The sequence below is a fragment of the Pseudomonas faucium genome, assembly GCF_021602585.1.
In the GTDB taxonomy this organism is placed as follows: domain Bacteria; phylum Pseudomonadota; class Gammaproteobacteria; order Pseudomonadales; family Pseudomonadaceae; genus Aquipseudomonas; species Aquipseudomonas faucium.
The window spans coordinates 1-23390 of the sequence record NZ_BQIP01000038.1; the positions used below are offsets into that span (position 1 = coordinate 1).

At 66.7% G+C, this 23390-nt stretch carries 20 protein-coding genes; 3 read left to right on the plus strand and 17 right to left on the minus strand.

What is annotated here, in order from left to right; all coding sequences use genetic code 11:
• The 5 genes from L6D75_RS26080 to L6D75_RS26100 form a co-directional block, all read right to left on the minus strand.
• On the minus strand, positions 1–999 hold a 999-nt coding region (locus tag L6D75_RS26080; protein ID WP_236193925.1), incomplete at its 3' end, for an AraC family transcriptional regulator.
• Complete coding sequence (gene kce / locus L6D75_RS26085; protein ID WP_176517023.1) at positions 1000–1935, minus strand: 3,5-dioxohexanoate:acetyl-CoA acetone transferase; 936 nt, start codon at positions 1933–1935, stop codon at positions 1000–1002.
• A gap of 11 nt (positions 1936–1946) precedes the next feature.
• Positions 1947–3269 (minus strand): MFS transporter, encoded by a 1323-nt coding sequence (locus tag L6D75_RS26090; RefSeq protein WP_176517021.1) that lies wholly within the window; start codon positions 3267–3269, stop codon positions 1947–1949.
• 105 nt (positions 3270–3374) lie between these two features.
• A complete protein-coding gene (locus tag L6D75_RS26095) occupies positions 3375–4442 on the minus strand; it encodes a beta-keto acid cleavage family enzyme (RefSeq protein WP_176517019.1) in 1068 nt (355 codons plus the stop codon).
• Between the two features lie 50 nt (positions 4443–4492).
• On the minus strand, positions 4493–4888 hold the full coding sequence (locus L6D75_RS26100) for a carboxymuconolactone decarboxylase family protein (protein ID WP_176517017.1): 396 nt from the start codon (positions 4886–4888) through the stop codon (positions 4493–4495).
• 109 nt (positions 4889–4997) lie between these two features.
• On the opposite strand from L6D75_RS26100, the gene L6D75_RS27335 reads away from it, so the two are divergent.
• The gene (locus tag L6D75_RS27335; RefSeq protein WP_176517015.1) at positions 4998–5996 is read left to right on the plus strand and encodes an AraC family transcriptional regulator; all 999 of its coding nucleotides are present in this window, start codon (positions 4998–5000) and stop codon (positions 5994–5996) included.
• Between the two features lie 205 nt (positions 5997–6201).
• Here the strand turns inward: L6D75_RS27335 and L6D75_RS26120 are convergent, their stop codons facing one another.
• The gene (locus tag L6D75_RS26120) at positions 6202–6960 is read right to left on the minus strand and encodes an SDR family NAD(P)-dependent oxidoreductase (RefSeq protein WP_176517013.1); all 759 of its coding nucleotides are present in this window, start codon (positions 6958–6960) and stop codon (positions 6202–6204) included.
• Between the two features lie 197 nt (positions 6961–7157).
• On the opposite strand from L6D75_RS26120, the gene L6D75_RS26125 reads away from it, so the two are divergent.
• The gene (locus L6D75_RS26125) at positions 7158–8165 is read left to right on the plus strand and encodes a zinc-dependent alcohol dehydrogenase family protein (protein WP_176517011.1); all 1008 of its coding nucleotides are present in this window, start codon (positions 7158–7160) and stop codon (positions 8163–8165) included.
• Positions 8166–8207: 42 nt separating this feature from the next.
• Here L6D75_RS26125 and L6D75_RS26130 read toward each other — a convergent pair whose 3' ends face one another.
• The 6 genes from L6D75_RS26130 to L6D75_RS26155 all read right to left on the minus strand — a co-directional run bounded on the left by L6D75_RS26130 (position 8208) and on the right by L6D75_RS26155 (position 17502).
• Positions 8208–9854, minus strand: coding sequence for a fatty acid--CoA ligase (locus L6D75_RS26130; protein WP_176517009.1), 1647 nt, complete (start codon positions 9852–9854; stop codon positions 8208–8210).
• A gap of 48 nt (positions 9855–9902) precedes the next feature.
• Entirely contained in the window at positions 9903–12428 is a 2526-nt protein-coding gene (locus L6D75_RS26135; protein ID WP_176517007.1) for an efflux RND transporter permease subunit, read from the minus strand.
• A gap of 30 nt (positions 12429–12458) precedes the next feature.
• Entirely contained in the window at positions 12459–13535 is a 1077-nt protein-coding gene (locus L6D75_RS26140; RefSeq protein ID WP_176517006.1) for a WD40/YVTN/BNR-like repeat-containing protein, read from the minus strand.
• 64 nt (positions 13536–13599) lie between these two features.
• The gene (locus L6D75_RS26145; protein WP_176517005.1) at positions 13600–14958 is read right to left on the minus strand and encodes a DUF1329 domain-containing protein; all 1359 of its coding nucleotides are present in this window, start codon (positions 14956–14958) and stop codon (positions 13600–13602) included.
• A 35-nt stretch (positions 14959–14993) separates the two neighbouring features.
• The gene (locus tag L6D75_RS26150; RefSeq protein ID WP_176517004.1) at positions 14994–16859 is read right to left on the minus strand and encodes a DUF1302 domain-containing protein; all 1866 of its coding nucleotides are present in this window, start codon (positions 16857–16859) and stop codon (positions 14994–14996) included.
• Positions 16860–16935: 76 nt separating this feature from the next.
• The gene (locus tag L6D75_RS26155; protein ID WP_176517003.1) at positions 16936–17502 is read right to left on the minus strand and encodes an RBBP9/YdeN family alpha/beta hydrolase; all 567 of its coding nucleotides are present in this window, start codon (positions 17500–17502) and stop codon (positions 16936–16938) included.
• Positions 17503–17746: 244 nt separating this feature from the next.
• On the opposite strand from L6D75_RS26155, the gene L6D75_RS26160 reads away from it, so the two are divergent.
• The gene (locus L6D75_RS26160) at positions 17747–18802 is read left to right on the plus strand and encodes an AraC family transcriptional regulator (protein ID WP_176517002.1); all 1056 of its coding nucleotides are present in this window, start codon (positions 17747–17749) and stop codon (positions 18800–18802) included.
• Between the two features lie 30 nt (positions 18803–18832).
• Here the strand turns inward: L6D75_RS26160 and L6D75_RS26165 are convergent, their stop codons facing one another.
• From L6D75_RS26165 to L6D75_RS26185, 5 genes are all read right to left on the minus strand, one after another.
• Positions 18833–19846, minus strand: a complete 1014-nt coding sequence (locus L6D75_RS26165; protein ID WP_176517001.1) for a YeiH family protein — start codon at positions 19844–19846, stop codon at positions 18833–18835.
• Positions 19843–20169 (minus strand): Rieske (2Fe-2S) protein, encoded by a 327-nt coding sequence (locus tag L6D75_RS26170; protein ID WP_176517000.1) that lies wholly within the window; start codon positions 20167–20169, stop codon positions 19843–19845. The genes L6D75_RS26165 and L6D75_RS26170 overlap by 4 nt, the downstream gene beginning before the upstream one ends.
• Positions 20166–20828, minus strand: a complete 663-nt coding sequence (locus tag L6D75_RS26175; protein ID WP_176516998.1) for a DsbA family oxidoreductase — start codon at positions 20826–20828, stop codon at positions 20166–20168. The genes L6D75_RS26170 and L6D75_RS26175 overlap by 4 nt, the downstream gene beginning before the upstream one ends.
• Complete coding sequence (locus L6D75_RS26180) at positions 20825–22159, minus strand: MFS transporter (protein WP_176516996.1); 1335 nt, start codon at positions 22157–22159, stop codon at positions 20825–20827. Before L6D75_RS26180 ends, L6D75_RS26175 begins: the two co-directional genes overlap by 4 nt.
• Before the next feature lie 160 nt (positions 22160–22319).
• Positions 22320–23372 carry a beta-keto acid cleavage family enzyme gene (locus tag L6D75_RS26185; RefSeq protein WP_176516994.1) on the minus strand — a complete coding sequence of 351 codons (1053 nt, stop codon included), beginning with the start codon at positions 23370–23372 and terminating at the stop codon, positions 22320–22322.
• Positions 23373–23390: the final 18 nt, after the last annotated feature.

Genomic DNA, 23390 nt, shown 5'->3' on the forward strand with positions numbered 1-23390 from the left:
CAACCCCCTCTCCTTGCGCCAAACCACCGGCGGCATCCCGTACTGGCCAATGAACCAGCGGGTAAACGACGTGGGCACGGCAAACCCCAGCAGTTCGGCGATGCGCTGCAGCGGGTAGTTCGAATTGCCCAGGTAACGCAAGGCCAGCTCGCAACGCGCTTCACCCACCAACCCACTGAACACCAGCCCCTGCTCATCGAGCCGGCGCTGCAGGGTGCGCACGTTCATGCCCTGCAACTGGGCAATGTGCTCCAGGGTAGCCCTGCCCGTCGGCAGCCACTGGCGGATCGCCTTGCGCACCGCCTCGACCAGCGACGGCCCGCCGCCCTGCTGCAACGGCGCCAGGTAACGCTGGGCATTGCGCGCCATCGCCGGGTCCGCCTGGCCAGCCCCCAGCTCCAGGTTGGCGTCGGGGCAGACGATGCCGTTGAAGTGGCTGGCAAACACCAGCTCGCAGGTGAACAAGCGCCGATGCAACTGCAGGTTGGCCGGCGCCGAATGGGTGAAGTGCACGCTGTAGGGTCGCCAGTGCCTGCCGAGCAAGGTCGCGCACAGGCGAAACAGCACGCCCATGGCCAGCTCGGTGGCCTGGCGGCTTGGCATGGCGGTGCGGGTCAGCACGTCCTGGCGGATGATCGCCCGGCCGCCTTCTTCCCGCAGGTGAATGGCCACCGACTCGTTCATCAGGTGCCGGTAATGCAGCATCACCTGCAAGGCATCGCGCAGCGAGCGCTGGTGGCACAGCAGCAGGCTGACCGCGCCCAGGTCCGAGAGCTGGCGCGCCGCCGCCATGCTCAGGCCCAAGGTCTGGCAACCGCTGGCGGCCGCAGTGTTTTCCAGCAGGCGCACCGCCGCCTCGCTGCACAGGCGGTGCTCGGCGTGCTGCAGCTGGGCCTTGCTCAGGCCCACCTCGGCCAGCAGCGGCGCAGGGTCGACCCCGAGCTGCTGGCACACCGGCAAGTAATGCGTCAGGGCGCCAGCGCGGATCAGCAGGCTCATTCAGAAACCGACCTGGTCGGCGCCCTTGAGCTTGAGCATCTGCCGCGCCTCGGCGGGGCTGGCCACCTCCAGGTTCAATGCCTTGAGGATCGACACCACGCGCCTGACCTGGTCGGCGTTGCTGCGCGACAGCACCCCCGGCCCCTCCCACAGCGAGTCCTCCAGGCCCACGCGCACGTTGCCGCCCAGGGTCGCCGCCTGGGTCGCCAGCGGCATCTGGTGGCGGCCCGCGCCCAGCACCGACCAGTAGTAGTCGTCGCCGAACAGGCGGTCGGCGGTGCGCTTCATGTGCAGCACATCCTCAGGGTGCGCACCGATGCCGCCTAGCAGGCCGAACACCGACTGGATGAACAGCGGCCCCTTGACGATGCCACGCTCGAGAAAATGCGCGGCGGTGTACAGGTGGCCGATGTCATAGCATTCGATTTCAAAGCGCGTGCCGTGGTCGGCGCAGGATTCGAGGATGTACTGGATCTCGCTGAAGGTGTTTCTGAACACCCGGTCCCGCGAGCCTTCCAGGTACGGCCGCTCCCAGGCGTGCTGGAAGTTCTGGAAGCGTTCGAGCATGGGGTACAGGCCGAAGTTGATCGAGCCCATGTTCAGCGACGCCACCTCAGGCTTCAGGCGCAGCGCCGGCTGCAGGCGTTCCTCCACCAGCATGTTCGGCGCCCCGCCAGTGGTGAGGTTGACCACCACGTCCGAGCGCGCCTTGATGTTGGGCAGAAACTCCATGAACAGGCGCGGGTCCTGGGACGGCTGGCCGGTGTTGGGGTCGCGGGCATGCAGGTGGACGATGGCCGCCCCCGCCTCGGCCGCGCCCACCGCAGCCTCTTCGATCTGCGCGGCGGTCACCGGCAGGTACGGCGACATCGACGGGGTATGGATGGAGCCGGTGACGGCACAGGTGACGATGACTTTGTTCTGCTTGGCAGCCATGGGGTCTCCAGTCAGCAGGTAGGTTGGGTGGATGGGCGGGGCAACCCCGCAGCCACGGCGCGCGCGCGCACCATGTCGTTGTGGTAGTGGCGCCTGGCATAGAGCAGCACCGCCGCCGACACCAGGCTGATCAACGGCACCAGCTGCATCGCGGCGGCCAGCCCGATGTGGTCGGACACCTTGCCGGTGATCAGCGGCCCGCTGGCCAGGCCCAACAGGTTGTTGGCCAGGGTCAGGGTGGCCAGGGCAGTGCCATGCACGGCGGCGTGGGTGAGGTTGCCGACCATGGCGCTGGTCGGGCCGTTGGTGCCGGCCGCAACCATCATGCCCAGGCAGATCAGCACCAGCTGCGCCAGGCCGTGGGGCAAGGCGAAGGCCAGCGACAGCAGCACGCAACTGGCCAGGCAATAGCCGGCGGCGAGGCTGACCTTGCGGTCGGCACGCCGGCGCGCCACGCGATCGCAGAGCATGCCGCAGAGGATGATCCCCACCGCCCCGCACAGCAGGATCACCGCCGACACGCTGCCGGCCTGGTCGGTGCCCATGGCGTAGTAGCGGTTGAGGTAGCTGGGCATCCAGACGATCACCGTGCCGCCAACGAACAGCTGCAGGCCGCTGCCGACATAGGCGCACAGCACCGAGCGGGTGGCGTACAGCGTGCGCAGCGGGCGCTGCGCAGCACAGGCCTGATCGGCCAGCGCCGCCAGGCGCCTGGGCGAGACACGCGCCTCCTTGACGATGGCCGGGTACACCACCGCCAGCATCAGCCCGAGCAAGGCGATCACGGCGAATGCCCAGCGCCAGCCGAGCTGCTGGGCAATGGCGCCGCCCAGGGCGATGCCGAGCACCGAGCCGAACATGCCACCGGCCATGAACGAGCCCTGCAAGGTGGCGCGCATGTGCCGCGGGAACACCGACATCACCACGGCGCCGCCGACGCTGCCGTAGGCGGCCTCGCCCACGCCCACCAGAAAGCGCGCCACCAGCATCTGCTGGTAGTTCTCGGCCAGGGCGCAGCCCAAAGTCGCCAGGCTCCACAGCATGGCCATCAGCACCAGGCTGCGCACCCGGCCGAAACGGTCGGCCAACAGCGACAGCGGAAAGGTCAGCAGGCCGACCATCAGCGCCACGATGCCGCTGAGCAGGCCCAGCTGGCCATCGCTCAGCGCCCAGTCGCCCTTGAGCAGCGGGAACACGGCATTGAGCACTTGCCGCGACATGTAGTCGGAAATCAACAGGCCAAAGGTCAGGGCAAAGACTACCCAGGCATAGCGCCGGGGAATGCCCACGCAAGTTTCGATGCCCTCGTCGGGGCACGGGTGATAGGCGGCCATGCTGCATCCTCATCATTATTCTTGTTGTGGATCGAGCCTGATGCCCGCAGGGCTGCCGGTGCGGCAACTGCGCCCTGCGGGGGTGCACGTCGAACGTGGCGGGGGTTACGCGGTTTCAGCGGTCTTGCGCAGGAAGCCCTGATGGCCGCCGTTGCGGTTCGGCGCGAAGCCATTGGCGGCAAGGCTTTCTTCGACGGTGTCGTAGAACACGCCGATCTTGCTGATTTCACGGGCCTGTTTGGCGGTGGCGATCGGCCGGCCGAACTCGCGCGAGATGCGCACCAGCTGCTCGATCTGCTGCACCGTGGACATCTTCTCGGTTTGCGCCTGGTTCCACAGGTTGTCCTCGATGCCGCAGCGCACGTGCAGGCCCATGGCGATGCCCATCATGTTCACCGGCAGCACGTTGCGCATCGAGCTTTCCACGGTCAGCACCGCGCCGTCCGGCACGGCCCGCACGATGTTGGCCAGGCTGTAGATGTTCGGCACGTCCATGCCGCCGCCGATGGCCACCCAGTTCATCACCAGCGGGCCTTTGTAGATGCCCCGGCGCATCAGGCGCTCGACCGACTCGAAGCTGTTCAGGTTGTAGCACTGGAAGGCGCTCTGGATGCCGGCGGCGCTCAGGCGGCGCACGTGTTCCTCGACCCAGCCCGGCTGCGCCGGCACGGTCATCTCCTTGTAGGCTTCATAGACCGCCGGGTCTTCCATCGAGGTGCCGCGCACGTCCTGGTAGCCCCAGTGCTCGACCACGTTCATCTGCGAGGTGTTGACCGTCACCGTGACCTGGTCGGGCTTGGGGTCGAGCTCGGCGAGCATGTGCCGGGTGTCGTCGCTCAGCCACTTGGCCGCAGCGCCTTCGGTTTCCGGGGCGAAGCTGATCGAGCCGCCCACCTGGATGATCATTTCCGGTACCGCTTCACGCACGCCGGCGATCAGTTCGTTGAACTTGGACAGGCGCTTGGAGCCCTTGCCATCGAGTTCGCGCACATGCAGGTGGAGCACGGTGGCACCGGCGTTGTAGCAGTCCACGGCCTTCTGCACCTGCTCGGCCATGGTCACCGGGATGTCCTCGGGGAAGTCCGACGGCACCCAGGACGGTGCATAAGGGGCCGCGGTGATGATCAGCGGCTGCTGGTTCTCGGTGAACAGGTGGCCATCGAGGAAGTTCATGGGGTGTTCCTTATTGTGATTGTTGGAGGGGTGTCGGTGCACACCGACGGCTAGGGGGCTTCAGCGGCAAGCTTGGCCATTTCTTCCAGCAGGATCGGCGCGCCGAGGCTGCAGGTGTGGATCCCGAGCATGGCCACCGACTGCAGCACCGCGAGGATTTCCTCGGGGCTGGCGCCAAGCTTCAGGGCATTGCGGGTGTGCCGGCGCACGCCGGGGCTGTACATGTGGGTGCACGAGGCGTTCACCGCAATGGCGAGGAATTCGTAGGTCTTGGGGTCGATCAGGCCGCGTTTTACCGGCAGCGCGGCGGTGTGCAGAAACTGCTCGGCCCATTGCGGGTCGAGGTTGACGAAGCTGTCCCAGGCCGGGTTCATCCCGCCGCTGGCACGCAGGTGGTCGAGGGTCGGTGTGGCGGACATCGAGTCATCGGTGAGCGTGGCGTTCATCTGCATCTCCTTGGCGTTTGTCGACACCGCTTGAGTCTGCTAAAACAGGCCAGGCGATATTTAACCTTTCGGGACATCCACACCGCCCCTTTCAAGGACGTGAAACCCCATGGCCAACATGGTCGTCAGCGCTTGCTTGACCCACTACGCCGATGTCGCCCGCGCCCATGGGCTGGAGCCGATCGCCCAGCTCCAGGCCGTGCAGCTCGACCCTGCGTGCCTTGAGCGCAGCGACTTCAAGATCAGCGTCGACAGCGTCTGGCACCTGCTGGAAAACTCCGCCAGCCAGGCCGGCGTGGAAGACTTCGGCCTGCGCATGGCCGAGAAACGCCAGCTCTCCAACCTTGGCCCGCTGGCCCAGCTGATGCGCCAGGAAAGCACCCTGCGCATGGCCCTGGAGACCCTGCAGCGCTACCTGCACCTGCACAATGAAGGCTTCCTGATCCTGATCGAGGAGCGCGACGGCATCGCGGTGATCCGCGGCGAGCAGATCACCCACCAGCAACTGCCGTCACGCCAGTCGGTGGACCTGATGATCGGCGTCACCCACCGCACCCTGAAGACCTTGCTCGGCGACCACTGGCAGCCGCGTTCGGTGTGCTTGCGCCACAGCGCCCCGCAGGACCGCTCGACGCACCTGCGGCTGTTCGGCACCCGGGTGCAGTTCAACAGCGTGGTGGATGGCATCGTCTGCCGAACTGCCGAGCTGGACGCGCCGCTGCCCGGCAGCGACCCGGCGGCAGCGCGCTCGGTGCGCCGGGAGCTGGAGGCGCGGGGGGCGGTGCGTGAAACGGTGGTGGATACCGTGCGGCGCCTGGTGTGGCAGCTGTTGCTGACCGGGCGCTTGTCGGTGGAACAGGTGGCGCAGCAGCTGGGTGTCGACCGGCGCACCGTGCACCGGCGGCTGTTGCGCCATGGGGAGAGTTTCAGCTCGATATTGGACCAGGTGCGCCAGGAGCAGGTGGTCAGGCATTTGCGCGATTCGCGGCATACCCACAGCGAGATTGCCGAGTTGCTCGGGTTTTCGTGCCTGAGTGCGTTTTCGCGGTGGTTCAGCCAGCGGTTCGGGTGCAGCCCGCGGGCTTGGCGCAAGGCGCATGTAGCTTGAGCGCCTGCGCGGGCCCTATCGCCGGCAAGCCGGCTCCCACAGGTACTGCGCCTCACCTGAGATTGGCGAGGGGCTCCCACAGGTACTGCGCTTCACCCGAGATTGACAGGTACCGCGCTTGACCTGAGATCGGCGAAGGTCTATTTGTGGGAGCCGGCTTGCCGGCGATGAGGCCGGTACAGGCACCTCAAACAAGCCTGCCGAACTACAGCGCCGTCTTCCCTCCATTCACATGCAGCACCTGCCCGGTTATGAAGCTCGCCTGGCCCGACGCCACGAACAAGATCGCATCCGCCACCTCCTCAGGCCTGCCAATTCGCCCCGCCGGAATGGTCGCGGCCACCATCGGCAACTTGTCCGCCCCGTCGGCAATGCGCTCCAGCATCTCGGTCGCAATCGGCCCCGGCGCCACCGCGTTCACCCGCACATTGAACTGGCACGCCTCCAGCGCCGCCGACTTGGTGAACCCTTCGATCGCATGCTTGCTGGCCACATACATCGGCGCCAAGGCATTACCCCGGCTGCCCATGGTCGACGACAGGTTGACGATGGCCCCCGCCCCCTGCTCGGCCATCACTCGCAGCTGATGCTTCAGGCACAGAAAGGTCCCCAACGCATTGGCATTGAACGCCGCCGTATAGGCCTCCACCGTCTGCTCGCGGATCGGCCCGCGCGCGCCTTCGTAGCCGGCACTGTTCACCGCCACGTCCAGGCGGCCGAAACGCTCCACGCAACGCGCCACCAAACTGGCCACCTGCGCTTCGTCGCTGACATCGGCCTGCACGAACTCGGCCTGCGCGCCCATCGACTGCAACTCGGCCAACAGCTGTTGCCCGGCGCGGGTATTGCGCCCGGATACGACCAGGCGTGCGCCTTCGCGGGCAAAGGCAATGGCCGTGGCGTAGCCAATGCCTGCGGTGGCGCCGGTGATCAGAACCACTTGATGTTCAAACTGCTTACTCATGGCGGATGTCCGAAAACTAAAGTGAATGGGCCTGCAGTTATAGGGAGTGCGCCATGGCGAAAGTTGACGTATTGGGACACCACCAGGCGGCGTGTCACCAAAGGCAAACCGATTGTCATCCGAGGTCAACAACACCGGCGCCTTGCCTGTCTATCATCCCTGCAGACTCTTGATGAACCGTCGCAAGGACCCCCAACATGAAAGCCATCCAACTGCAAAAGCCAGGCGGCCTGGACCAGCTGCGCCTGGTCGAGCTGCCGCAACCCGCCTCGCCGCAACCCGGTGAAATCCAGGTGCGCATCCATGCCAGCTCGCTCAACTACCACGACCTGGGCGTGGTCATCGGCCAGCTCAAGGTGGACGACAAGCGCATCCCCATGGCCGATGGCGCCGGGGTGGTCACCGCCGTGGGCGCCGGCGTCAGCGAATTTGCCGTGGGCGATGCCGTGGTGTCGTGCTTCTTCCCCCATTGGCAAGCCGGGCGCAAGGTGCCCAGCACCTTCAAGACCGTGCCCGGTGACGGCGTCGACGGCTTTGCCCGCGAATACGTCAACCTGCCCGCCCAGGCCTTCACCCATGCCCCCAAAGGCTATTCCCACGAAGAGGCCGCCACCCTGACCACCGCCGGCCTCACCGCCTGGCGCGCACTGGTGGTCGATGGGCGCCTGCAGGCCGGCGAAACGGTGCTGGTACTGGGCACCGGCGGAGTGTCGGTGTTTGCCCTGCAGATGGCCAAGGCCATGGGCGCGCGGGTGATCGCCACCACCTCGTCAGCGGCCAAGCAGGCGCGCTTGCTGGCACTGGGCGCCGACCAGGTGATCAACTACCGTGAGCAGCCGGATTGGGGCGATGCGGTGCTGGCCGCCACCGACGGGCGTGGCGCCGATATCGTGGTGGAAGTGGGTGGCCCGGGCACCCTGCCCAACTCCATTCGGGCCTGTGCGCCGGGCGGGCACATTGCCCTGATCGGCGTGCTCACCGGCGTCAGCGGCACCGTGCCGACCGTCGAGATGATGCGCAAGCAGCAGACCCTGCGCGGGCTGATCGTCGGCAGCCGTGAACAGCAGCAGGACATGGTGCGCGCCCTGGAAAACTTCAGCTGGCGCCCGGTGATCGACAGCCGCTACCCGCTGGAGCAGATCGCCGACGCCTTCGCCCACCAGCAGTCGGCCCGGCATTTCGGCAAGATCTGCCTGCACTACTGAGTACCCTGGGCGGCGCCAGCGCAGAGCCGGCGCCGCCTGGGCTCAAGCGCCCAGGTGCATCTCGCGGATCAGCTTCTTGTTGATCTTGCCGACGCTGGTCTTGGGAATGTCGGCGACGAAATGCACCTGCCGCGGGATCGCCCACTTGTTGATCTGGCCACTCTCGACGAACTGCTTGAGGTGCGCTTCGAGCCCCGGCTGATCGAGGCTGTCGCCCGGCATGCAGACCACCAGCGCAATCGGCCGCTCGCCCCAATGCTCGTCGGGGATCCCCACCACCGCCACGGCATTGACCGCCGCATGCTGGCTGATCAGGTTCTCCAGCGCCAGGGAGCTGATCCATTCGCCACCGGTCTTGATCACGTCCTTGATCCGGTCCTTGATCTCCAGCACCCCGTGGCGGTCGATCGAGCCCATGTCGCCGGTGTGCATCCAGCCGTCCTGCCACAGTTCGGCGCCCTTTTCCGGCTCGTGCAGGTAACCCTGGGTCAGCCATGGCGAACGCACCACGATCTCGCCCAGCGACTCGCCGTCGTGGGCCACCTCGTTGCCACCGGCATCGACGATGCGCAGGTCGACCATGGCCACCGGGGCGCCGGTCTTGATCCGCTGCGCCACCTGCTCGCCCATGGGCAGGGCCAGGTCTTCGTCGCGCAGGTGGGTCAGGGTCAGCAGCGGGCAGGTTTCCGACATGCCGTAGCCGCTGAAGATCAGCATGCCGCGCTCGCTGGCCTGGCGCGCCAGGCCGTGGGTCAGCGCACTGCCGCCGAGCAGCACCTTCCAGCGGCTGAAGTCGGTGTGCCGGCTTTGCTCGCTGTCGAGCATCATCTGCAGCAAGGTCGGCACGCAGTGCGAGAACGTCACCCCTTCGTCGCGGTACAGGCGCACCAGCTTGTCCGGCTCGTAGCGGCCCGGGTACACCTGCTTGATGCCCAGCACCGTGGCCGTGTACGGCACGCCCCAGGCATGCACGTGGAACATCGGCGTGATCGGCATGTACACGTCGCTGGAGCGCAGCAGCGGCTGGCCGTCGTAGGCGGCGAAGGTGCCCAGCTGGTTCAGGGTGTGCAGCACCAGCTGGCGGTGCGAGAAGTACACGCCCTTGGGGTTGCCGGTGGTGCCGGTGGTGTAGAACAGCGTGGCCACCGACTGCTCGTCGAAGTCCTCGAACACAGCCTCCGGGCTGGCCGCCGCCAGCAGCGCCTCGTACTCGCCGAGCACCGGCAGCGACGTGGCCGCCGCCTCGCCGTCAGTCAGTTGCAGGTAGCCTTTGACCGTGCCCAGTTGGCCGTGGATCTGCTCCAGCAGTGGCACGAAGTCATCGTGCACCAGCACCAGGTCGTCCTCGGCGTGGTTCATGGTGTAGGCCACCTGCTCCGGCGACAGGCGAATGTTCACCGTGTGCAGCACCGCACCGAGCATCGGCACGGCGAAGAAGCATTCCAGCGAGCGGTGGCTGTCCCAGTCCAGCAGGGCCACGGTGTCGCCAGCCTTCACACCGGCCGCGCGCAGCACGTTGGCCAGGCGCTGCACGCGCCGGTCGAGCTCGCGGTAGCTGTAGCGCAGCTTGTCGGCGTAGACGATCTGCTGGTCCGGCTGGTGGCGCACGCCCGACATCAGCAGGCGCTTGATCAGCAAGGGGTAGGCGTAGGCACCGGGTGCCGGCGGCATTATTTTTGTCTTGGCCATGACGTTGTTTCCGATTTTTGTGTTCGATTCGACGAGTAGGCCTGCTGGCTACGCCTGCACCTGCGCTTGCGCACGCGGCACCTGGGCGTTGTCACAGGGTTGGGGTTGGGCCTCGCAGGCGATGGGGGCGGCGGCGACAAAGCGTTTGTCGGGCAGCAGGAAATGCGACAGCGCCGGGATCAGCAGCAGCGCGCCCAGCATGTTCCAGAGGAACATGAAGGTCAGCAGGATGCCCATGTCGGCCTGGAACTTGATCGGTGACCAGGCCCAGCCGACCACCCCGGCGGCCAGGGTGATGCCCACCAGCCCGACCACCCGGCCGGTGAAGGCCACGGCGTTCTGGTAGGCCTCGCCCAAGCTGCGGCCCTGGCGCTGGTAGTGCAGCTGCACGCTGAGTAGGTACAGCGCGTAGTCCACGCCGATGCCCACGCCCAGGGCGATCACCGGCAAGGTCGCCACTTTCACGCCAATGCCCATCATCACCATCAGCGCCTCGCACAGCACCGAGGTCAGCACCAGCGGCAGCAGCGCGACCAGGGTGGCGCGCCAGCTGCGGAAGGTCACCAGGCAGAACAGCGTGACCGCCAGGTAGACGAACAGCAGCATGGTGCGGTTGGCGTCGCGCACCACGATATTGGTGGCGGCCTCGATCCCGGCACTGCCGGCGGCCAGCAGGAACTGGCGGTCGGGGCTGCTGTTGGCGCGGGCGAAGCGCTCGGCGATGGCCACCACGTCGTCCAGGGTCTGCGCCTTGTGGTCCTTGAGGTAGGCGATCACCGGCATCATCGAGCAATCGGTGTTGAACAGCTCCGGGGCGTTGACCGAGGCCTGCTGGGCGGCGTAGTTGAGCATGTCCTGGTTGCGCTGCAGGCTGCTCATCTTCGGGTTGCCTTCGAAGGAACCGGCGGTGATCTGGCGCACGGCATTGACCAGCGACACCGTGGTCTGCACCCCCGGGTACTGCTGCAGTTCCCAGGCCAGGCGGTCGGCGAGAATCAGCGTCTTGTAGCTCAGGCAGCCTTCGGGCGGGGTCTTGATCATCACCGCGAACAGGTCGCTGGACAGCGCGTAGTGGCTGGTGATGTAGGCGTTGTCACGGTTGTAGCGCGAGTCGGCGCGCAGCTCCGGCGCGCCGCTGTCGAGGTCGCCGATCTTCAGTTGCAGGCTGACCCAGAAGCCGCCCAGGCCCATCAGCGTGGCCACCAGCACGGCGCCGGTGGCCCACTTGCGCGTGGTGAAGCGGTCGAGCGCGTCCCACAGCTTGCCGAAGCCGCGGTGCTCGGCGGCGCGGCGGTCGATGCGCAAGGCGCGTTCCGCCGCCTTGCGGCCGACACCCACATAGGACAGCGCCACCGGAATCAGCAGCAACGAGGTGAAGATCAGCACCGCCACGCCGATGCTCGCGGTGATCGCCAGGTCCTTGATCACCGGGATGTCGATCAGCATCAGCACGGCAAAGCCCACGGCGTCGGCCAACAGCGCCGTGACCCCGGCCACGAACAGGCGGCGGAAGGTGTAGCGCGCCGCCACCAGCTTGTGGGTGCCGCGGCCGATGTCCTGCATGATGCCGTTCATCTTCTGCGCCGCGTGCGACACGCCGATGGCGAAGATCAGGAACGGCACCAGGATCGAGTACGGGTCGATGGCATAGCCCAGCCAGCCGACGATGCCCAGCTGCCACACCACCGCCGTCAGCGAGCAGAACACCACCAGCAAGGTGCTGCGCACGCAGCGGGTATAAAGGAAGATGATCACCAGCGAGGTGACCACGGCCAGGGCGAAGAACATCATCACCTGGATCAGGCCGTCGATCAGGTCGCCCATCAGCTTGGCAAAGCCGATGACCCGCACCTTGTACTTGCCCTCGCCCTCCTTGCCCGAGGCCCGCGCCTTGCTGTCACCGGCGTATTCGTACTTGTCGCGCAGCTGCTGCTCGAGCATCTGCGAGAACTGCCGGTAGTCGATGCCGCGCCCGGTGGCCAGGTCGTGGTCGAGCAGCGGCACCACCAGCATGCTCGACTTGAAGTCGGTCGCCACCAGGCTGCCGACGATGCCGGCGCGGTTGATGTTCTGGCGCAGCTGCTCGATGTCGGCCGGCCGGCCCTGGTAGTCATCGGGCATCACCGCGCCACCCTGGAAGCCTTCCTCGGTGACCTCGGTCCAGCGCACGCCCGGGCTCCACAACGACTTCATCCAGGCACGGTCCACGCCCTGGGCCAGGAACAGCTCATCGTTGATCTTCTTCAGCACGTCCAGGTACTGGGGGTCGAAGATGTCGCCCTGGGTGTTCTCCACCACCACCCGCACCGAGTTGCCCAGGCCGCGCAGCGACTTGCGGTTGTCCAGGTAGTTCTGGATGTAGGGCTGGCTCTGCGGAATCATCTTCTCGAAGCTTGGGCGCAGCTCCAGGCGCGTGGCCGCCACATACCCGAGCACCAGCGTGGCCAGCAGCATGAACAGCATGAACAGCGGGCGATAGTTGAAGACCATGCGCTCCAGCAGGTTGCCCGAGCGGCGGTCGAAGTCCCGCAGGTCGCGGATCACCGGCATGGTGTCTTGCTTGATGTTGGCCATCACGAGGCTCTCTTAGAATGCTTGTGGGTCTTAGCGTGCCGGCAGCACGCGCACGCCGCGCTCGCCGACCAGCACGGTGCCGTTGCCGCGGGTCTGCAGGGCGCCGGCCACCGGTGCCAGCGGCACCTGCGGCTGCAGGGCGAAGCTCAGCCCGCCGTCGCGGCTGCGCAGCACATGCCCGGCCTGGCTGAACAGCCAGAAGTCGCCGCTGCTGTCGAGGGTGGCGGCGGTGATGCTCTGGCCCAGCCCGGTGTCGACCTTGGCCCAGCTCTGGCCGCCGTCGAGGCTGCGCGCCAGATGGCCGCGCAGGCCATAGACGAGCACTTCGCCAGGCTTGCCGAGGATGCCGAACCAGGTGCCCTGGTAGGGGCTGGGCAAGGCAACGAAGCGTTGCTGCTCGGCGTTCCACTTGAGCAGCAGGCCCTGTTCGCCAGCCACGAACAGGTCGTCGCCGACTGCGCGGATGGCGTTCAGGTGCAGGCCTTGCGGGTTGTCGGTGCGGTCCTGCATCGGCACCCAGCTGGCGCCGCCGTCGTCGGTGCGCAGGATCAGGTTGAACACGCCCACCGCGTAGCCGTGCCTTGCGTCGGCGAACCACACCCCGAGAAACGGCTTGTCGGCGCCCTCCTGTTCCAGGCGCTGGCCTTCGGCGGCGAACTGCGCCCACTGCTCCTCGTCCGGGTGGGCCTTGGCCAGGGCCTGGTAATGGGCCGCGACCAGCGCGCCGATGGTTCGCCCATCGAGCTGCACGGCCCAGTTCACACCGCCGTCGGCGCTGTGCAGGATCACCCCATCGTTGCCCACCGCCCAGCCATCCTCGGCGGTGGGGAACGCCAGGGCATTGAGGTCGGCACTCACCGGCACATTGGCCTGGTGCCAGTCCTGCCCCTGGTTGTCGGAATACACGATGTGCCCGCGCGGCCCCACCGCCACCAGCCGCTCACCAGCCCGCGCCACATCGCGCAGGGCGCTGTGCACGGCCAGCGCGCTGGGCCTGGCCGGCAAGTCGAGCACATCGACATAGGCCGCCCGGGCCACACCGCAGGTGCCGGCCAGCGCCAGCGTGATTGCCAGCGCCCACGGCGCATACTTGTTCAAAGAAGCCATGCCACATCCTCTGCAAAACCTGACGGCGGCCACGCAAGGGCCGCCGTCAGGCGTACCGTCGGGGTCAGCGAATACCGGCGCCGGCCAGGGCTTCCGGCGACCACTGCGCCTTGGACAGAGGGGCGATGTACTCGATACCGCCGTGTGGGCCGATCAGGCCGTTGACGTTGTAGGTGCCACCAACCAGGTCGTAGACCACGTGCGGGTTGCTGTTGGGGATCTGCACGTCGTAGCTCTGGGTGAAGAAGGCGAACGAGCCGCGGTACAGCTGGCCACGGGCGTCGTACTGGTCGGAGGCCAGGGCGAACCAGCTGTCCTCGTCGAGGTAGAAGCGGCGCTTGGCATAGATGTGCCGGGCGTTGCCCTTGAGGGTGCCCTCCACTACCCACACGCGGTGCTTCTCCCAGCGCACCTGGTCGGGCGACAGGTGGTTGGGGGTGGTCAGGGTTTTCGGGTCGTGGATGTAGGTCAGCTTGTAGGTGTTGTACGGCACGTACATTTCCTTCTTGCCCACCAGGTGCCAGTCGTAGCGGTCCAGCGCGCCGTTAAACACGTACACGTCATCGAAGGTGCCGGAGCCTGCGGTGCCCGGGTTTGGCGTGTCGTAGGCCAGGTTCGGCGCCAGCTTCACCCGGCGCTGGCCCGGCAGGTACTGCCAGGCGCGGCGTTCCTGCACCAGCGGGTTGGCGGCGTCCTTGAGCATCATCGACTCGCCGGCACGGCGCGCCGGGCCTTCGAAGTAGAGCTTGGTCTGGAAGTAGATGTCCTTGGGCTCGATGACCTTGTTCAGGTCTTCGTAGATCGGGTAGGCGTTGTAGGCAAGGCCGGTGGTGGCCAGCGCCGCGACGCCGGCGGAGTCGACGTTCCAGGAATCGTACTTGGCCTTCTGTGCCACGCCCTGGTAGCGCAGCAGGTGGTTCCACATGGCCTCGGCACCGGACTGCGGGATCGGGAACGGCACGCCCGGCAGCACATTCTCGATGGCCATGCCGTCCTGCAGCGACTTGGCATTGGCAGCGTTCTTCAGGCTGTTGTCGAGCAGCGCCTGGGGCAATGCCGCGGTGCGGTGGCTGGGGTACACGTCGATGCGAAAGGTCGGGAAGCGCTTGGCCAGCTCCACGGTGGTGGCGGTCAGCGAATCCTTGTACTGGTCGACGTTCTTGGCGTCGATCACCAGCACGGGTTTTTCCGAAGCGTAAGGGTCCGGGCGCAGGGTATCACCCTGCTTGAACCCGGCTGGCGCGGTGTTCAGGCCACCCTGGTAGGCCGGGATCGCGCCGTCGGCGCTGGCCGCCTTGTCGGCCCCGACCAGGGTCAGGTCCTTGCCCAGCCGGGCGACATCCTGGGCCGGGGCGGCCGCATGGGCATTACCGGCAATCACGACCGCAAGCGAGGCCGACAGCAGGCTATTGAGATACTTCATCGCGTTTCTCCGCTTGTTGTTGTACTAGGAGCTTTTCAGAAGGTGGTCTTGAACGAGGCAGTGACCATGCCGCGATCCTTGAGCAGCGGCGCCAGGCCCGCCTGCGAAGTGATCTGCCCGGGGATGCACTGGTAGCGCCCGTTGGTGCCCGGGGTGTTGTTGTCGGTACCGGTTTCGCAGGTATCGAACTTGCCGAAGGAGTCGACGTACTTGAGGTCGAACTTGTACTTCTGGTAGACGTCGGCGGCGATGCCGACCGAGTAGCTGCCGGAGTCTTCGTTACCCCCCAGCTGCACCGCCGAGTTGCCCTTCAGGCCAACGTTGTAGGACAGCGGCAGGGTGATATCGACCCCCGGCAGCGCCTGGAACCAGGTCGGGGTGAAGTTGACCGCCAGGGTGTAGGCGTTGGTGGTGACCTTGTCGACGCCTTCGTAGCTGGAGTCGCCCTTGAAGGTCTGCTCGCCCTTGTCGACGCTGACCAGGTGGGTCATGGCGCCTTCCACGGCCAGCGACGAGGCGTTCCACAGCGGCGTTGCGCCGAACGACACCAGGCCGTTGAGCACCACGTGCAAGGTCTTGCCGCGGGCCAGCCCGGTTTCCCCGTGGCCTGGCACTTCACCGATCAGGTTGGTACCGCCGGCAGTGCCGGCCAGGGCGTCGTACAGCGGCCCGTTGATGGTGGTGAAGTTGCTGATCAGCGGCATGTTCTCGCGGTAGTTGACGTCCAGCCCGACGCTGACCGGGCCGATGTTCTTGGCCAGGCTGATGCCGTAGATGTCGATGTCGTCGGCATAGGCGGTCATGTAGCTGGTGCCGGCCAGGCTGCCGGTGTGCAGGTTGGGGGCGTTGATCAGCACCGCCGGGGTTGGGTCGGAGGTGTTGCGGTAGTAGAAGCCCAGGGTGCCGTCGAGCCATTCCGGGCTCCACTTGGCCATCACGCCGAAGTCGCCGGAGTTGTGCGGGCGGATGTCATGCCCGCGGGGCGCGCCATAGAAGGCGCCGGCGCCGCCCACGGCATTGGGTACCGGCAGCCAGAAGATGTCGGCGCCTTCGCCGAGCATGTCGTAGGCACCCATGTAGGTGCCGCCTTCGGGCAGGCGCGAGTTTTCGAATTCGAGGAAGTACTGGGCCGCCAGGGTCAGCTCGGGGTTGACCGTGTAGCTCAGCGACAGCTGCTTGCGCGGCAGGAACAGTTCTTTGGTTTCGGTGCCGGGTACGTTGTACAGCTTGGCCAGGTCCAGCGCCGACTGGCCGTAGTTGATGCCGTTGGCGGCGTTGAACAGCGTCTCGCCCCAGTACACCGAGTGCCAGCCAAGCTTGCCGCTGAGCATCGATTCGTCGCCGATTTCGGTGTTGTAGAACACGAAGGCATCAAGGAACTCGCCGGACGGGCCGTTGTAGTAGCGGTCGGTGTAGTTGCTCAGGCCATGGCGCCTGGACGGGCCGCCCTGCAGCACGGTGCCCGCCGGCAGGCCGCCGGCCGGGCGCGCCAGCACCAGGTTGCCGGCGTTGCCGGCCTGGCCCGGGAACGGGTTGGAATTGGAGCCGACGTCGTCATAGGCGTGGTCGTACCAGCTGGCGGCACTCACGCGCATGCCCATGTTGCCCTGGTACACCACGTCCAGTTCGGTCAGCAGGTCGACCCGCTGGGTCACCGCACTGCCGACGCTGAAGTTGTTGTCGCCGTCGTTGAGGTTGGCGGTGCGCGCGACCTTGGCGTTCTGCCCTTCGACCCGCTGGCCGTAGCTGAGCTTGGCTGTGTTGTCGAAGCGCACGCTCCAGTCGGGGTCGGCAAGGTCCAGCTGGAAGGCCTGGGCAGCCGGCGCGCCGGCCACCAGCAACAGGGTGGCCATGAGTTTGCGGCGGTGAAGGCAGAAGAGAACGTTCTTATTGTTGTTCATGCGATATCTCTGCTTGGGATGTGCAAGGTGCCAGCGACGATCGGGCGCCGGCCTGCCTACGCGTACCTCGCGCGGGTCAGCGATCGAGTTGCTGGATCAACGCCTCGGCGTGCGGCCATGGGCCAAAGCCCGAGGCAGGGTTGAGGTGGCCGACCGCGCCGAGTTCGAGCAGCTCGCTGCCCCACTCGTCGGCCATGCGGGCGACCGCTTCGAAGCTGGCCAGGTGGTCGTTGCTGCTGGCGGCCACCACGCTTGGGAACGGCAGGCGGCCGCTTGGCAGCGGTGCCCAGCCATTGGCGCGCAGGGTGTCGGGGGTGGGGTAGTTGGCCGGCCAGTCGATCTCAAGGTCGGGCGGCGCGGCCAGCAAGGCGCCCTTGATCGGGCGTTGGTAGCGGGCGGCCCAGTGCGCCACCATCAGCACGCCGGCGCTGTGCGCCACCAGGATCACCGGGCCGTCGATGCTGGCCAGTTCGCGTTCGATGGCCTCGACCCGGGCGCTGCAGCTGAGCTTGTCGGTTTCCAGTGGCGGCACCGAGCGCACCTTGGCCAGGCGCGCTTGCAACAGGGTTTGCCAATGTTCGGGTACATGGTCGCGCAAGCCAGGCACGATCAGCACGGTTGCGGCGGTTTGCAGTTTTTCCACGTCAGGGCCCTTGCTCTGGTCAATTCGGTCGAATGCCGACTGCTTGGGGCCAGAGTAATGAGTCGCCCTGCCAGGCGCTTTACATTGCGCGTCACGAACTTTTCAGTTGATGACACGGCCGCCATGGCGCGCCACACCGGGCCCCGCCGCTCGGAAATGGCTTTGCATCTGACGACACAACCGCTATAAGAGATTTCCCGCCAGCGCAGCGGGAGCTCATCAAGATCACGTGGAAAACAATAAAATGACCGTGCTCGCCCGTGCTGCAACCCTGACCAATTACCTCGAAGTTTCACGCCACCTGGGCCTCAACGGCCACGGTTTGCTGGCCCAGGCCGGCCTCAGTGCATCGCTCCTGGAAACCCCCGACCAACGCATCCCCGTGGCCGCTGCCATCAGCGTGCTGGAGGAGTCGGCGCGGCTGAGCGGCTGCGAAGCCTTCGGCCTGCGCATGGCCGAGCTGCGCCAGTTGTCGGATTTCGGCCAGGTCAGCCTGCTGATCAGCCACCAGCACTCGCTGCGCGATGCGCTGCAGGTGATCGTGCAGTACCGCCATGTGCTCAACAACGCACTGGCCATCCACATCGAGGAAATCGGCAAGACCGTGATCATCCGCGAGGAGGTCATCACCGACCAGCCGATGCACAGCCGCCAGGCGATCGAGATGGCCATCGGCGTGATGCACCGCTTCTGCTCGGCGCTCCTGGGGCCGCACTGGCACCCGATCAGCGCCAACTTCACCCACGCAGCCCCTGCGGACCTGGCCATCCACCGGCGCATCTTCGGCTGCAAGCTGGAGTTCAACAGCGACTTCAACGGCATCGTCTGCTCGGCGGCCGACCTGGACACCACCAACCCCCAGGCCAACGCCGGCATGGCGCGCCTGGCCCAGCGCTACGTGGGGTTGCTGCAGGATGAGAACCTGCCGTCGCTGACGCTGGAGGTGCGCAAGGCGATCTTCCTGCTGATGCCCATGGGCCGCGCCACCATCGAGCACATCGCCCAGACCCAGGGCATGAACGTGCGCACCCTGCAACGCCGGCTGGAAGAAGAAGGCGCGACCTTCAGCGAGCTGGTCAATGGCGTGCGCCGCGACCTGGTGCTGCGCTACCTGGAAAGCCCCGGCTATTCGCTGGGGCGCATCGCCGACATGCTCGGCTATTCCATGCACAGCTCGTTCACCCGCTGGTTCATCAGCCAGTTCGGCCAGCCGCCGGCCAGCTGGCGCGCACAGCATGAGCCGCACACGCAAACCAAGCGCAGCCGCAGCGCCGCCCAAGCCGCCGTCAGCGCACGCTGACGGGGCGGTTGCCGGTGCCGGGGCTGCGGGCTACAGGCCCAGCAGGTGCATCAACCCCAGCACCAGCAGCACCAGGAACACCGTTTCGCCCACCATCAGCACGATCGGCTTGATGCCCACCGCGGCCAGCTCCTTGAGCTGGGTCTTCATGCCCAGGGCGGCGATCGACACCACCAGGCACCAGCGCGACAGCTCGTTGATGCTGCCCTGCACCAGCAGCGGCACCCAGCCGCTGCTGTTGACGCAGGCCAGGATCAGGAAGCCGACCGCGAACCACGGCAGCAACGGCGGGCGCTTGCCGCTGCTGTCGATGCCCTGCTTGCGGCCGATCATGGCGGCGACGACGATCACCGGCACCAGCATGGCCACGCGCATGAGCTTGACCACCGTGGCGGTATCGCCGGTGTCGGTGGACATGCTGTAGCCCGCCCCCACCACCTGCGCCACATCATGGATGGTGGCGCCAAGGAACACCCCGGCCGCTTGCGGCGACAGGCCCAGGGCGTTGGCGATCATCGGGTAGAGGATCATCGCCAGGGTCGACAGCGCCGACACCCCGATCACGGTGAACAGCGTGGCGCGTTCCTTCTGCGGGTGGCCGGGCAGTGCCGCGGCCAGCGCCAGCGCCGCCGAAGCGCCGCAGATCGCCGTGGCACCGCCGGTGAGCATGCCGAACAGGCGCTGGAACCCCATGGCCTTGGCCGCCACCATCGACACGCTGATGGTCACCACCACCAGGATCACCACCAGCGCCAGCGCCTTCCAGCCAAGCCCGGCCATCTGCTCCAGGGTGATGCGCATGCCCAACAGGGCCACGCCCAGGCGCAGCACGGTGCGCGCAGTGAACTCGATGCCGGCCTTGCACTTGCCGTCCGCGCTCAAGAAGTTGAGCGCCAGGCCCAGCAACAGCGCGAACAGCATCACCGGGGCGCCGTAATGCTCGGCCAGAAAGCTCGCCGCGCCGGCGGCGATCAGGCTGACGATCAGCCCGGGCGCCAGTTCGCGCACGCGGTGGTTGACCTGGGTCAGTGCCAGTGTGCTCATGCCAGCACCTCCTGGCCGGCCAGCACGATGAACACCCGCTCACCCTCGACCTGCACCGGGTAGCTGGCCACCTTCAGCGCCTTGGAATTGAGCAGGTAGCCGCTTGCCAGGTCAAAGCGCAGGCCATGGGCACGGCACTGGATCACCGCGCCTTCCAGCTTGCCGGCGCACAGCGACGAGCCCTGGTGCGGGCAGCTGTCGTCGATGGCCAGCAAGCGCCCGCCGACGTTGAACAGCGCCACGCTCCGGCCCTCGCCTTCGACCAGGCAGCGCTCGCCGACAGCCGGCACACGCTGTGCCGGCACTTCGATGCGCAGGCTCATGGCTGCACCTGCGCCAGGCGCGACAGGGCCATGTGCATGGCTTCGAGCAACTGCTCGGCCGGCTGGGCGCCGACCACCTGCAGGCGGTCGTCGAAGACGAAGCACGGCACGCCGCGCCCGGCGATGTCGGCGCTGGCACTGACGAACGGCAGGCCATCGCCGCGCAAGCTGCCGGCCAGGGTATCGGTGGCAAAGCCGCATTGCTCGGCGATGCGCAACAACGTGGCGCGGTCACCCAGGTCTTCGCCGTGCTTGAAATACGCAGCCAGCAACCGCTCCAGCAGCGCCTCGACCTGGGTTTCGCTGCCCAGCTCGCTGGCGTGCAGCAGCAGGCGATGGGCATCTGCGGTGTTGGGCATGCGCTGGATGCGGCTGAAGTCGATCTGCTCGCCCACCGCGCTTGCCGCCAGGCGCACCTGGGCCTGGCGCTGCTGCACGGCCTGCTCGCTGCCCAGGCGCCTGCGGTAGAACTCGGCGAACGGCTGGCCGTTGAACGGCAGCTCTGGCAGCAGTTGCACGCCCTGCCAGGCCAGGTTGACCTCGACCTGCGGCTGCGCCGCCTTGAACTGCGCCAGCGCCGCTTGCAATTGGCGGCGGCCGATCAGGCACCACGGGCAGATGAAATCGAAGTACACATCAATCGACAACGAACGCTTCACGAGCGGGCCTCCAGTACGGGCTGCACGGGCGCTTGCGCGGCTTCGCCGTGCTGCAGGCGCGCCATGTCCAGGTGGTAGTAACGCTTGGCGTAGAAGAACACGGCAGCGGCGCCGATGCTGATCAGCGGCACCAGCTGGAAGGCCGACTGCAGGCCGATCAGGTCGGACACCTTGCCGGTGATCAGCGGGCCGGTGGCCAGCCCCAGCAGGTTGTTGCTCAAGGTCAGCGTGGCGAACGCGGTGCCGTGCACGGTGTAGTGGGTCAGGTTGGCGACCATGGCGCTGGACGGGCCATTGGTGCCGGCGGCGATCATCATGCCCAGGCAGATGAGCACCAGCTGCGCCACCCCCGGTGGCAAGGCGAAGGCCACCGACAGCAGCAGGCAGCTGCCCAGGCAATAACCGATCGCCAGGCTGATCTTGCGGTCCGGGCAGTTGCGCCCCAGGCGGTCGCAGAGCATGCCGCACAGGATGATGCCGACACCGCTGCACAGCACGATGATCGCGGCCACCGCGCCGGCCTTGTCGGTGCCCATGGCGTAGTAGCGGTTCAGGTAGCTGGGGAACCAGACGATCACCGTGCCGCCGACGAACAGCTGCAGGCCACTGCCCACGTAGGCGCTGATGACCGAGCGGCTGCAATACAGGGTCCGCAACGGGCGCAGTGCCTTCAGCGCCGCCTTGTCGGGCTTGGCCGCCTGGCCTTTGGGGGCGATGCGCGCTTCGCGCACGATCAGCGGGTACAGCAACGCCAGCACCAGGCCGAACGCCGCCATGCCGGCGAATGCCCAGCGCCAGCCCAGGTGCTGGGCCATCACCCCGCCCAGGGCCATGCCCAGCACCGAGCCGAACATGCCACCGGCCATGAACGAGCCGGCCAGGGTGGCGCGCATCTCACGCGGGAACACCGCCACCACCACGGCGATGCCGACGCTGCCGTAGGCGGCCTCGCCAACGCCGACCATGAAGCGGGCGATGAACATTTCCTGGTAGTTGTCGGCCAGGGCGCAGCCCAGGGTCGCCAGGCTCCACATCACGGCCATGAAGGTCAGGCTCTTGACCCGGCCGATGCGGTCGGCGAGCAGCGACAGGGGGAAGGTCAGCAGGCCGACCATCAGCGCGACGATGCCGCTGAGCAGGCCGAGCTGGCTGTCGCTGAGCTGCCATTCCTGTTTCAGCAGCGGGAACACGGCGTTGAGCACCTGGCGCGACATGTAGTCGGAAATCAACAGGCCGAAGGTCAGGGCGAAGACGATCCAGGCGTAGCGCCGTGGGATGCCCAGCGAAGTATCAGTGCCTGGTTCTGCCGCACTGGCGTGATAGGTGGCCATGCTGCCTCCTCGGGTATCTGGCTGAGTTGCTTTTGTTGTTATGGGAACTTGCCAAAAACGGTGCTGCTTGTTCCGGCCTCATCGCCGGCAAGCCGGCTCCTACAGGTTCGGTGGTGTTCCTATGGGAGCCGGCTTGCCGGCGATGGGGCCGGCGAGCCTATCAGCCGCGCTGCGGCACGCCCTTTTGCCCCGACCGGCGGTTGGGCGCCATGCCGTTGGCCAGCAGCGTTTGCTCAACGCTGGCGTACTGCTCGCCGATGCGGTAGATCGCCCGGGCTTCCTTGCCGCTGGCGATTTCGCGGCCCAGCTCATGGGCCACACGCACGGTCTGCTGGATCTGCTGCACGGAACTGAAGCGCTTGCCGTGCTGGTCGATGATGGTGTCCTCGATGCCGCAGCGTGGGTGCAGGCCCATGGCCAGGGCCATGGTGTTGAACGGCAGCACGTTCTTGAGCAGCGATTCGGCGGTCAGCGTGCAGCCATCCGGCGCACGGTGCACGAAGTTGAAGAAGTTGAACGGGTTGGGGCCGTCGAAGCCGCCACCGATGCCGATCCAGGTCAGGTTCAGCGGGCCTTTGTAGACGCCCTTGCGCACCAGGCGCTCGAGGGTTTCCAGGGCGTGCATGCCGGTCAGCTGGAAGTGCGGCTGGATACCGCTGGCCTGCAGCCGGCGCAGGTGCTCCTCGACCCAGGCGGGGCCGGCGGGCACGGTCATTTCACTGTAGGCGGCGATGATCGCAGGGTTGGCCAGCGAGGTGCCTTCCAGGTACTCGGGGTACAGCAGCTCCATGATGTTCATCTGGGTGGTGTTGATCGCCACCGTCACCTGGTCGGGCTTTGGCGTCAGCTCGGCCAGCATGTGCCGGGTGTCGTCGCTCAGCCACTTGGCCGCCTCGCCCTCGCCTTCCGGGGCGAAGGAGATCGAGCCGCCGACCTGGATGATCATGTCCGGCACCGCTTCACGCACACCGGCGATCAGCTCGTTAAACTTGGACAGGCGCTTGGAACCGGTGCCATCGAGCTCGCGCACGTGCAGGTGGAGCACGGTGGCGCCGGCCTCGTAGCAATCGACGGCCTTCTGCACCTGCTCGTCCATGGTCACGGGGATGTCTTCAGGGAAGTCGTCGGGCATCCACTCGGGGCCGTAGGGGGCCACGGTGATCACCACCTTTTCCATGTTTTCCGGGTGCAGCGAGTCGTCGAAAAATTGCATGTGCGGGTCCTCAATCTT

Excerpts from the sequence above, each read along its gene's own strand:
- L6D75_RS26090 (WP_176517021.1), bottom strand. The coding sequence starts at position 3,269 with ATGGCCGCCTATCACCCGTGCCCCGACGAGGGCATCGAAACTTGCGTG.
- L6D75_RS26160 (WP_176517002.1), top strand. The coding sequence starts at position 17,747 with ATGACCGTGCTCGCCCGTGCTGCAACCCTGACCAATTACCTCGAAGTT.
- L6D75_RS26135 (WP_176517007.1), bottom strand. The coding sequence starts at position 12,428 with ATGGCCAACATCAAGCAAGACACCATGCCGGTGATCCGCGACCTGCGG.
- L6D75_RS26130 (WP_176517009.1), bottom strand. The coding sequence starts at position 9,854 with ATGGCCAAGACAAAAATAATGCCGCCGGCACCCGGTGCCTACGCCTAC.
- L6D75_RS26100 (WP_176517017.1), bottom strand. The coding sequence starts at position 4,888 with ATGAACGCCACGCTCACCGATGACTCGATGTCCGCCACACCGACCCTC.
- L6D75_RS26150 (WP_176517004.1), bottom strand. The coding sequence starts at position 16,859 with ATGAACAACAATAAGAACGTTCTCTTCTGCCTTCACCGCCGCAAACTC.
- L6D75_RS26185 (WP_176516994.1), bottom strand. The coding sequence starts at position 23,372 with ATGCAATTTTTCGACGACTCGCTGCACCCGGAAAACATGGAAAAGGTG.
- L6D75_RS26140 (WP_176517006.1), bottom strand. The coding sequence starts at position 13,535 with ATGGCTTCTTTGAACAAGTATGCGCCGTGGGCGCTGGCAATCACGCTG.
- L6D75_RS26165 (WP_176517001.1), bottom strand. The coding sequence starts at position 19,846 with ATGAGCACACTGGCACTGACCCAGGTCAACCACCGCGTGCGCGAACTG.
- L6D75_RS26125 (WP_176517011.1), top strand. The coding sequence starts at position 7,158 with ATGAAAGCCATCCAACTGCAAAAGCCAGGCGGCCTGGACCAGCTGCGC.
- L6D75_RS26180 (WP_176516996.1), bottom strand. The coding sequence starts at position 22,159 with ATGGCCACCTATCACGCCAGTGCGGCAGAACCAGGCACTGATACTTCG.
- L6D75_RS26095 (WP_176517019.1), bottom strand. The coding sequence starts at position 4,442 with ATGAACTTCCTCGATGGCCACCTGTTCACCGAGAACCAGCAGCCGCTG.
- L6D75_RS26120 (WP_176517013.1), bottom strand. The coding sequence starts at position 6,960 with ATGAGTAAGCAGTTTGAACATCAAGTGGTTCTGATCACCGGCGCCACC.
- L6D75_RS27335 (WP_176517015.1), top strand. The coding sequence starts at position 4,998 with ATGGCCAACATGGTCGTCAGCGCTTGCTTGACCCACTACGCCGATGTC.
- L6D75_RS26170 (WP_176517000.1), bottom strand. The coding sequence starts at position 20,169 with ATGAGCCTGCGCATCGAAGTGCCGGCACAGCGTGTGCCGGCTGTCGGC.
- L6D75_RS26145 (WP_176517005.1), bottom strand. The coding sequence starts at position 14,958 with ATGAAGTATCTCAATAGCCTGCTGTCGGCCTCGCTTGCGGTCGTGATT.
- kce (WP_176517023.1), bottom strand. The coding sequence starts at position 1,935 with ATGGCTGCCAAGCAGAACAAAGTCATCGTCACCTGTGCCGTCACCGGC.